At 50.3% G+C, this 12,315-nt stretch carries 1 protein-coding gene and 1 pseudogene; one reads left to right on the top strand and one right to left on the bottom strand.

The window, feature by feature from the left end; translation table 11 throughout:
- Positions 1-197: 197 nt before the first annotated feature.
- Positions 198-758, bottom strand: a complete 561-nt coding sequence (gene hpf, locus G9G57_RS02700) for a ribosome hibernation-promoting factor, HPF/YfiA family (protein WP_017427087.1) — start codon at positions 756-758, stop codon at positions 198-200.
- Between the two features lie 436 nt (positions 759-1,194).
- Between hpf and G9G57_RS26330 the strand changes: the two are divergent.
- A pseudogene (locus G9G57_RS26330) lies at positions 1,195-12,269 on the top strand (DUF7507 domain-containing protein).
- Positions 12,270-12,315: the final 46 nt, after the last annotated feature.

Genomic DNA, 12,315 nt, shown 5'->3' with positions numbered 1-12,315 from the left:
CGAAATACACAATTGGTCACACCTGTCCAAGCTGAAATTTTCAATCATGTTTACAATAAACATATAAAAGAGCCCTATCCCGCCAGGTTCGCAAGGATAAGGCTCGTGTTATGATCATTTTCCTAATATCCATGAAGCATGCTTCAATCGAAAACATTCTATTCACTTTAAAATGTGATGAGTTTCTGCTTCACAGGCTATTCTCGTTCGATCAGACCGTATTTACCATCATTGCGTTTGTAAACTACGTTAACTTCCTCATTATCAATATTAGAAAATACGAAGAAATTATGTCCAACCATGTTCATTTGCAGAATAGCTTCTTCCACATCCATAGGTTTCAACAAGAAACGCTTGGTACGAACGACTTCCAGCTCATCCATTTCCGCATCCTCATCTTCGGCAACAGCCACGCTACCCGCTGGATCTTCCACAAAAAGAGTTTTCAAACTACCTTCCTGCCGGAATTTCCGGTTAAGCTTAGTTTTGTGCTTGCGAATTTGCCGTTCTAGCTTGTCTACCACGGCATCAATGGATGCATACATGTCATCGCTTTCGTCTTCGGCACGGAGTACAAGCCCCGGCAAAGGAATGGTTACTTCTACAGTGTGCAAATCTCTGGTTGTGCTTAACGTTACACTTCCATCAGACGTCGGGGGTGCATCGAAATACTTCTCAAGTCTGCTGAATTTCTTATCAACGTAGTCCTTCAAAGCGTCGGTAACCTCGATCTGTTGACCTCGTACTGTTAAGTTCATAGGGCACGCCTCCTTTGCCCCTTCAGTATAACACATATGTTAACGCCAAGTAAAAAAACCTATCAACATTCCGACGGATTTTTACAAAATCCCTCATGATTCGATAAAACGCTTCCAATAACGCCATTCTATGAAAAGGGTCATGTTTAATTTTAGCTCGCATACATATGTGAATAATGAAGAGATATTTAAATAGCTACTCCGCTGGTGTCGTGACAGATCCACTATTTGGAGCTCATGCTAATCTATTTTATCGAAGGAGGAGGGGGCCATATCAAGCTGAATCAGGTATAGGAACTTATGCCGTATGCAAGACCTGATTATCATGCAGGCAATTTATACGAAAGGATCATTACACCCAGCCTAGCTGGCTCTTCCCCTTCAAAAATCTCTGAGGTATCTAATTGGGAAGAGATGGAAAGTAGGAAGTTAATCCATGGCTTTTATTCAGCGTTACGCAACGAACCAGACCGGGGCTATTACCTTTATAGGGAATACACTCGGGCTGGCACGTTCTGCTTCGGTAGGGGTGCCGGGTACTGCGACCAGCATCGGCGCTTTCATCACAACCAATACAGCCTCACGCTTCGGCACGTATCCATTCGGCACGACTTCTGCCTTTGCCAGTAACTCATCGACAGCATTCCTCGTGCTCCCTGCGGGCAGTACAGTGCTGTATGCTGAGCTTATTTGGGGAGGAAGCTATGCCAACGGCAGTACCAATGTATTGTCCAGCACCAGCAACCCAGTCACATTTCAGACCCCTGCTTTATCTACTACAGTCAGTCCTGAATCTGCAACATCGGTCAACGTCACCAGCCTCAGTACCTATGTAAGAACCGCGAATGTAACAAATCTGGTCATTCAAGGCGGCGCAGGAGCGTATACGGTCGGAAATGTGACGGGCACCATTACGGTCCCCGATTCTACCAACACCAACCACGCTGGATGGACACTGGCAGTGGTATACAATAACCCGTCTCTCCCCTTCCGTAACCTATCGCTGCGTGTAGGCGGTGAAGGAGTTAGCAGCGCTACTGGCTCGGTCAACGTGGTAGTGAGCGGGTTTGCCACGCCTGTACAGGGGACTTTGCGCGGCAGGGCGTTAATTAGCGCCCAAGAGGGTGACGTGGATATCACCGGGGATCGTGCGTTATTTGGACCTACCACATCCAGCTTAACTGCGCTGTCTGGGCCCAACAATTTTTCGACTAATTTTTTTGCGTCGCAAATTAACGGGGATGACGGCACATTGGTCACGACGGGGACCTTCGGTACCACTAATGCGGTGAATGGGACACCTGGCACGCAGGTTACGGGTGGACGGCAAGGCTGGGACATTACCAACGTCGATATCTCCTCCACGCTGCTAAACAGCCAAACCAGCGGTGTCCTTCAACTAACCACTAATGGCGATATTTATACCGTTAATGCCAATGCCATTCAAATTGATATCAATGCTCCGCTGGTGACCCTAACCAAAACTGCTAGCTCTACGGGGTTGGTTATTGGCGATACAGTTACTTACACGGTTAACATTTCAAATACGGGGCTTGTCAGCGCGTCTAACACAGTACTTACCGATATCATCCCAGCCGGAGCTACCTTTGTACCCGGCAGCGTTATTGTCGCGGGCACTGCCCAGCCCACAGCCAATCCTGCAACAGGTATTACAGTGGGCAGCGTAGCTCCTTCTTCCACGGTAACCATTACATTCCGAGCAACAGTCACCTCATTGCCAGCCAACACGCAACTGGGCAATCAAGCATCGGCAGCCTTTTCCTTTCAAACCGTGCCTGGCGGGCCTGTCATCTCTGGTAGCGTTCCGTCCAATACTGCGAGTACACCGATCTATCAACCCGTTATTGGGATTGTTAAAAGTGCCAATACATCGGCTGCTACAGTAGGAGACACCATTACGTACACGTTTCAAATATCCAACACGGGTAGCATTGCTGCGAATCTCAACTTTACAGAGAGCATTCCGGCGGGCTCATCCTTTGTTCCGGGCAGTGTGACCATTGGCGGTTCTTCCGTGCCTGCTGCCAATCCTGCTGCTGGCTTTTCAATAGGAACGATTAATACGGGGTCTACTATACCGGTGACCTTCCAGACCCTCGTCAATGCTGTTCCTGCCTCTGGCAACTTGACAGATCAGGCGACTTACACGTACACCTTTACGCCACCTGACGGACGTGTATTGAATGGAAACGGCACATCCAACACGCTCACCATTCCTGTATCCTCGCCGAATGTGACCGTGACCAAAGCCTCTTCCTTAGCGGCTGCTGCTGTTGGAGAAACCATTCAGTTTACGATAACCGCCACAAACAACGGCATTGCAAATGTGACCAATGTCGTGGTGACTGATCCGCTACCTAGCGGAGTTGCCTTTGTACCCGGCAGCGTCACTGTAAACGGAACACCAGCTACGACAGCTTCGCCTGTAAACGGGATTCCAATTGGCACTTTGGCTCCAGGCGCATCGGTAACAGTTGTTTTTCGAGCAGCCATTAATTCATTGCCTTCTCCCTCGCAAATCAACAATCGCGCAACTGTCAGCTTTACCTCCGGTGCCTTTACCGGATCATCGTTGTCCAATCTTGTAGCTATACCTGTCGTGATTGCAGCGCCAACAATTACTAAAAGCGCAAGCTCCAACCGTGCCAGCGTCGGTGGAACGATTACTTATTCATTTCTCATCGCCAACACTGGTACAGCCGTGTTAAATACGACCTTAACGGAAACCGTACCGGCAGGCTCCACCTTTATTCCAGGGAGCGTCATTGTTGGCGGATCTTCGGTTCCGGGGGTCAACCCCAATACCGGAATTCCAGTAGGCACAGTGAATCCTGGAGCACAAATTACAGTCTCGTTTCGCACCACAGTAGACTCTCTCCCACCCGGAGGTGGATTAAACGATCAGGGACAGCTCCAGTATTCCTATCAATTGCAAGACGGGAGAACCCTGTCGGGCACAATTCTTTCAAATATCGTTTCCGTATCCATATCGCTCCCCAACGTAGCAGTAACCAAGTCTGCCGGATTCACATCCGTTAGTGTAGGCGAAACGCTAACCTACAGTGTAAATGCCGTTAATAACGGAATTGATCCCATCACCAACGCCTTGATTACCGATCCGCTCCCTAGTAGTGTGTCATTTGTACCCGGGAGCGTAACCGTTGGCGGTTCACCTGTGAGCACGGCTGACCCCAGAAGCGGTATTCCTGTTGGCAACATCAGCGCAGGCGCATCTGTTCTAGTATCCTATGCCGTGCTGGTCAATGCCGTCCCGTCCGTACAGCCGCTGCAAAACACGGCCAGTGTCAGTTTTACCAGTGGCACCTTTACCGGAACCTCCCAGACGAATACGGTTGCTGTGCCCGTTTATCAGCCGCGTATCAGCATCGCCAAATCTGCAAGCACAACAGCAGCTACGATTGGCGACACGATTTTGTATACCTTGTCGGTCACAAATAGCGGCAACTATAATGCTTCTGTCACGCTGACTGATGCTATTCCTTCCGGGTCTACTTTTATAGAGAACAGCGTGGTAATCAATGGTGTTAGTCAGCCGGGAGCCAGTCCAGCAGCAGGTATTTTTATCGGAACCGTGTCACCGCAAAGCCCGATCACACTGACATTTCAAACTGTAGTGACCTCTCTTCCAACGCCATCTGTACTGACAGACCAGGCCAACGCCGCCATTTCCTTTACGCTGCCTGATGGGCGAGTGCGAACAGATAGCTCATCATCCAACGTGTTATCCATTCCTGTGTCTGCGCCAAATGTGTCCATTTCAAAGACCGCAGACCGTTCCACTGCCATTCCAGGCGATTCAGTGTTATACACGCTGACAGTACTCAACAACGGTATCCAGGCAGTGAACAATATGGTCGTTTCCGATCCGATCCCGCCTGGCTCCCAATTCACTGCGGGCAGCGTAACACTGAATGGCATCGCAGTGGCTAACGGAGATCCGGCATTAGGTATCCCGGTTGGGAGCATTGCCCCAGGAGGAGGGGCGACGATCACGTTCAGGGTCACGGTATCCTCTCCATTGCCGAGCCCACCGCAGCTCACCAATCAAGCGCGTGTCAGCTATACCAGCGGCGCTTTTTCAGGTGTTTCAGTATCTAATCCGGTGACAGTAGCCGTCAATGCTCCAGTGCTAACTGTAAGTAAAATTGCTGACCCCCTACAGGCAACGGTTGGCGATATCGTTACGTATTCTGTGGCAGTGACCAACAATGGAAACATTGCTGCTGCTGCCACATTAACAGACATTATCCCCACAGGCTCGGCACTGGTGCCGAACAGTGTGGTCGTTAACGGTACTCCTGCTCCGGGTGCCAGTCCCGCAACAGGTCTGTCTATTGGCTCCATTGCACCAGGAGCCACAACTCAAACAACTTTTCAGGTGGTGATTACTTCCGTGCCTTTACCTCCCCAACTCACCGACCAGGCGAATATCAGCTTTTCCTTTCAACCGCCCGATGGCCGGATTGTTAACGGCAATGTTTCGTCCAATATCGTCACAATTCCTGTTTCATCGCCCAATGTGCAGGTCAGTAAAAGCACCTCGGCAACTGATGCCGTTCCTGGTGATACGATAACCTATACTATTACAGCTACCAATAGTGGGATCGCAATCGTAACAGATGTCCGCGTGACTGATACCATTCCGACAGGCTCCTCTTTTGTTCCTGGCTCCGTTATCGTAAATGGAACAACGCTGCCGTCAGCCAGCCCCGTGACCGGGATTCCAATCGGTTCTATCGCTGCTGGGGCGTCAGCAACGGTCACTTTTTCCGTGTCTGTTAACAGCCTGCCTGAGCCACCCCAGCTTAGTGATCAGGCCACGGTTTCTTTTACCAGTGGCACACTGAATTTCACATCACTCTCCAACACCGTTGTCGTTCCCGTTTACCAACCTATTATCAACCTCGTTAAAACTGCTAATATGAGTCAAGCAACCGTAGGCGATACCGTAGTCTATACACTGACCGCCCAAAATACAGGTAATTTAGCAGCAACAGCTACCTTTACCGATGCCATTCCATCAGGTTCCTCCTTTATACCCAACAGCGTCACTGTAAATGGTTTACCTGTTGCCGGGGCTAACCCCCAAACGGGTGTGGTGGTTGGAATATTGCAGCGGGAGCCTCTGTCGCTTTAACCTTTCAAGTGGTCATTAATGCTGTCCCTACAGGCTTGGGGCTGTTAAATCAAGGTTCAGCCACATTCACTTTCCAGCCTCCAGACGGTCGAACATTAAACGGAAGCGTCCAATCCAATCCGGTGTTTATTCCTGTATCCAATCCAGATGTGACCGTGACCAAAACAGTCAATCAGACGTCTGTAGCCTTTGGAGACACCATAACGTACACCATTACCGCAGCAAACAATGGCATCACACCGGTGACAGGAACGGTCTTTATCGACCCGATTGCCGACGGCACTACTTTTGTACCTAACTCCGTACAAGTCAACGGTGTCACTATACCAGGAGCCAACATTGCCACAGGCGTGTCCGTGGGCACTGTCCCTTCTGCCAGCTCGGCAACGGTCACTTTCCAGGCCACAGTAACCTCCTTGCCAGCATCAGGTTTGTCAACGGATCAGGCAACGGTCTCCTTTAATTCCGGGGCTTTCGCAGGCCAATCCGTCTCGAATCAAGTTAGCCTGCCTGTATTTCAGCCGATTTTGAATGTGACCAATACTCTGAGCGCAGATCGTGCAACCGTAGGGAATACGCTTGGTTTTGTCATCACTGTCACGAATACAGGCAATGCGCCCGCAGAGACAGTCGTGCTTGATCTGTTATCCAGCTCGCTTAGCCTGAATCAAAATAGCGTGTTGGTCAACGGTGCGCCTATTCCCGGGGCAGACCCGATTACAGGCATTAATATTGGTTCGGTCGCCCCAGGTGCGACGGTAACCGTCTCATTTAGCGCCGTGGTCATATCGGTACCACCTGGCTCTATACTAACCAACCAAGCCACTGTGAACTACACGTTCCAACTGCCGGATGGACGAACATTGACCGGCAGCGGTGCAGCCTTGCCCGTATCCATTCCGATCTCATCACCGAATGTTACAGTCACGAAGGCTGCTGATGTGGCAGTCGCTGTCGTAGGTGATTCGGTTCCCTACGTCATAACTGCGTTCAATAACGGACTCGATCCTGTTACTGGCGTAATCGTCACAGATACCATTCCTTTCGGAACCGCATTTGTACCGGGCAGCGTTACAATTAATGGCACTCCTGTTGCTACAGCCAACCCGCAAAATGGCATTCCTGTCGGGACGCTTGGAGCCGGTGGCGGAGCCACTATTCGCTTCTTGCTTAACGTACAATCGCTGCCGTCACCAGCGTCCATTACCAATGAAGCGACCGTCAGCTTTACTTCAGGTGCATTTAATGGATTTTCTGTATCCAATCCCGTTACCATCCCTGTGTACCAACCCATCGTCACTGTATCAAAAAGTGCAGGAACGGGAAGAGCTACGGTTGGAGATACTGTGACCTACACATTCTCTGTTACTAACTCTGGGAACATTGGCGCCGATACCGTCCTTACTGATCCGATTCCAGCCGGGGCTGCCTTTATCCCTAATAGTGTAGTGATCAACGGCACGGCCGCACCTGGCTCAGATCCAACCGTCGGGATTCCCTTAGGTATTATAGGCGCCGCTACGACCGTCGCACTGACCTTCCAGGCAGTTATTACCTCACTGCCCGCGTCGGGTACACTGGTCAATCAGGCGACCGCTGCTTTCAGCTATCAGCCACCAGATGGCCGTGTCCTGACCGGAAGTGTAGTATCTCCGGCCGTGACCGTCTCCGTCTCTTCGCCGGATGTGGACGTTATCAAGACAGCCTCTGCCACAGTTGCCGTAGTCGGAGATACCATTACTTATACCGTGGTCGCTACGAATAACGGAATCAGCCCAGTCGTGAATGCCGTCGTATCTGATCCACTGCCGCCAGGCACCAGCTTTGTCCCCGGCAGTGTGACCGTGAATAGCACATCTGTGCCTGCTGCGTCACCAATCTCAGGTATCCCTGTAGGCACCATTGCAGTAGGTGGCTCAGCAGCCGTTACATTCCAGGTCTCCGTTGCCAGTCTGCCTCAGCCGCCGCAAATAACCAACCAAGCGACTGTCAGCTTTACTTCAGGCGCGTTGACCTCGTCTTCGCAATCCGATCCGGTGACCTTGCCCGTTTATCAGCCGATCATCGGCCTGACCAAAACCGCTAATACCATCAACACACAGATCGGATCGACATTGGTCTACACCTTGACGTTAACCAATACTGGAAATATCGCCGTTTTACCTGTTCTGTCGGATAACATTCCTGTAGGTTCTGAACTATTACCTAACAGCGTAGTCGTTAACGGCATCCTGGTGCCAGGAGCTTCGCCAGTTACAGGCATAACACTCGGATCACTGGCCCCTTCAGGCAGTATCACAGTAAGTTTCCAAACCATCGTCTCGTCTCTGCCAACTCCGCCTATACTGACCGACCAAGGGCAAGTGAACTTTACGTACTCACCACCGGATGGTAGAGTGCTGAGCGGTACTGTCACATCCAATACAGTTAATGTCGCTGTGTCTGCACCTAATATTCAGGTGACTAAAACATCCAGTCTGGCAGCCGCTGTAGTTGGAGATACGATCAGATATACACTGAGTATTACGAATAGCGGTGTGGATTCCGTCACAGATACCGTTGTAACCGATACAATCCCAGCAGGTACTTCATTCGTTCCGGGTAGTGTCCTTATCGACGGGGTACCTTTCCCTAACGCCTCGCCCATTGCTGGAATTGTCATTGGAAACGTCGCACCTGGAAATACATTTATCGTGAGTTTCCAAACTTCTGTCCAAAGCTTGCCGCAACCACCACTGCTCACGGATATTGCATCCGTCACATTTACCAGCGGAACGTTCACCGGCACTGCCTTTTCCGATCCACTCATCGTCCCTGTGTTCCAGCCGTTAATTACACTTACTAAAGCATCGAGCACTGTTAACGCCTCCGTCGGCGATACACTAACCTATACGATTACAGCTGTGAATAACGGTAATATTGCAGCTGCCCTTACGATCAGTGATAATATCCCTGCCGGATCATCATTCCTTGCCAACAGTGTCAGTATCGCTGGCAGTCCACAACCTGGTGTGTCCATCGAAACGGGCGTCCCGGTTGGATCTGTGCTGCCGGGCGGAACGGTATCCGTAACTTTCCAAACCGTTATCAATGCTCTGCCTAATCCACAGGTACTGGTCGATCAAGCATCAGGCTCATTCACTTTCCAACCGCCGGATGGCAGAACCGTATCAGGATCAGTTGTATCCAACACAGTTAGTATCTCTGTATCTTCGCCAGATGTGAGCATTGTCAAAGGAACAGCAGCTACAGACGCCATTGTCGGCGATATCATCACCTATACCTTGGCTGTCTCCAACAATGGAATCAGTACTGCCAATAATATAGTGGTTTCAGATATCATTGCGGCGGGAAGCTCCTTTGTGAATGGCAGTGTTACTATAAACGGAACCTCCTTCCCTGATGGAAATCCGGGATTCGGTATTGCCATCGGTACACTCATTCCTGGAGCCGTTACTACCGTTACATTCCAGGTTCGAGTTGATTTCTTGCCTACACCTGCACAATTAACCAATCAGGCATCAGTTAGCTTTACCAGCGGGGCATTTACCGGCAGCTCAACATCTAATGTGGTGACTATTCCAGTCTTCCAGCCGATCCTGACAGCAGTCAAAACAAGCAGCACCAACAATGCCACCATAGGTGACATCATCACCTACACGATTGTCGTATCCAACACCGGAAACATTGCTGCCTCAACTACGGTAAGTGACAATATTCCAGACGGCTCCGTATTTCTTCCAAATACAGTGACGATTAACGGCATCGCTGCTCCTGGTGCAAGCCCAGTTTCCGGCATCCCGACTCCAGCTATAGCACCAGGACAATCGGCAACCGTTACTTTCCAAGTGCTGGTATCCTCCATCCCTACAGCTGTACTACTGGTAGATCAGGCTGAGGTAGGCTATCGCTTTAATGCTCCAGATGGCCGAGAGGCTAGCGGATTCCATTTATCCAACATTGTTGAGGTTGCCGTGTCACCGCTAGATATCACCTTAAGTAAAAGCGTAAGCTCACCTTTCGCCACTACTGGCAATACCCTGACGTATGAACTCGTGATTCATAACGAGGATGCGGACACCGTGCAAAATGCCCGTTTGCTGGATACATTGCCAGAGGATATCGAGTTTATTACAGACTCAGTTCAGATTAACGGGTCTACCGTGGCTGGAATCGATCCTAATGATGGCATACCGTTGCCTTCATTAGAAGCGAATACCAAGACCCTTATATCCTTTGAAGTCCGTATCGCAGCTACCGAACAGCCGGGACCGCGTACCAACCAGGCCCGCTTGTTGCTCACAAATGGTGAAGAATCGAGTGCCATTTTGTCCAATCCTGTGACGGTTGCTATACTCCAGCCTGTAGTGAACCTTACGAAATTAACCAATACAGAGATCGCACATCCGGGTCAAAGCGTCACCTATTCCATCATCGCGGAAAACACCGGAAATATTGGGGCCTTCGGCTTGTTGGTTGACTTATTGCCACCTGATCTCTCCTTTGTTCCCGGCTCTGTTTCGGTTAATGGAGTGGCTCAATATGGTGCCAGTCCAGAACAAGGTATTACTCTAGGCGCTATTGCACCAGGAGAAAAAACGACCACTGTCTTCTCCGCACTTGTCGTTCGTGTCCCTGAGTCGGGCTTACTAGAGAATCAGGCTTCGCTGACTTACTCCTACCAGTTACCAGATGGACGGAGCCTAGATCAGGAGAGCACTTCGCCTTCCGTCTCGGTTAAAGTAGTCGCTGCCGATCAAGGAGCCTTGTCAGCTGTGCTGCACACGACGGTATCTACTGTCGCATTGGGTGATGCTGTGCCTTATCAGCTGACCCTTGTTAATGATGGAGGTTCCATCGTTACCGACATCGTGTTAGCCGATTACGTACCAAGTGGCACCATCATAAATCCGGACAGCTTGAAAATTAACGGTTCTCCATCTGCCTCTAGCAAGCCGGGTGAACCACTCTTTATCGGCAGCTTACAGGTGGGACAGACAATTAACGTATCCTTCACCGTAAATGTTCAATCTCTGCCGGTCGGAGGACGTCTAAATAATAATGTGCGACTTCAGTATGCTGATAGTGGCGGTGCGAGCGAGGTCACCAGCAATACCGTGACTGTAGCTGTTTTCGATCCGCAGCTTTCCGCAAACATCTCCACAGAAAATAAGGAGGCCCTAACAGGAGAAACCCTGACCTACACGGTACTGCTCCATAACTTTGGCAACATTACTTCAGAAGTTATTCTGCAGAATTTTATTCCTGCCGGAACCCTATACATTCCTGGCAGCATCCAGCTGGACGGTCAATCGTTGGCAGAAGCCGATCCTGCTGTCGGAGTTAGTCTAGGTTCTGTGGAACCCGGTCAGTCATTGACCCTGACTTATCAGGTAAACGTATCCGAGACACCACCATCTGGCTACATCGTAAATCAAGCTGCCTTTACCTACTCATTTACATTGCCTGGAGGAAGAATCGTACCAGGCACATTGACTACCAATACCGTGACGATCCCAGTGGTATTCCCACTGCTCGAATTAGTGAAACAGGTGAACACCCATGACGCCTCTGTAGGAGACACACTGACCTTCACCATTCAGATCACAAATAAAGGGGGAATCTCGGCGCAGTATCCGTTGTTCACGGACCCGTTGCCGCATGGACTTGTTTATGTACCCAACAGCCTGACTATCCAAGAAAAAGCACAGCCAGGCGCAAATCCTGGCACTGGTATTACGCTCCCGGATATTGCACCAGGAGAGACGCTCACCCTTACGCTCCAGGCACAAATCCGTGAAGCACCTGCAGATGGTACATTTAGCAACCAGGCCACCATCGAATATACCTCGCGTCGTAGTGGTGGAGAGACCCTGCAGGAAACCGCTCAAACCAACACTGTAGGCATAGCCGTCATCGCAGCCATCCCTAAACTTACACTTAGCTCCAGCGCTCTGCGTGTCGGGCAAGAAGATACCCTGTCCTTCACCGCCCAGGTGGAAAACATCGGCAACACTCCGCTGGAGGAGCTATTGCTCACAGCACCATTCTCAGCCGAAGATTTCCTTGTACTGAGAACCGTCACCGTGAACTCTGTGCCAATTCCGCATCCTAATCTGCTCCAAGGTATCCCGTTAGGCCAGCTTGATCCTGACCATAAAGCCGTCATCGTCTTCTCCTTCGATATCGAATCTGCACTCCGCGCGTACTTGATCGCCCAGGCCATCCTGCGCTATCAATTCCGTTATCCAGACGGACGCGTAGAGAAACAATCTGCCTCCTCCAATACCATTTTTGTGGAGATGGCTGACTTTGACGGTTCTCTAGAGTAAAGGTTCTGTTATGTTGAGCCCCTTACCAACGTGTAAGGGGCTCTTT

Origin of the sequence: Paenibacillus sp. EKM211P, from assembly GCF_011066175.1 — a bacterium.
GTDB classification, from domain to species: Bacteria; Bacillota; Bacilli; order Paenibacillales; family Paenibacillaceae; genus Paenibacillus; species Paenibacillus polymyxa.
This window is presented reverse-complemented; position numbering and strand designations above follow the sequence as displayed.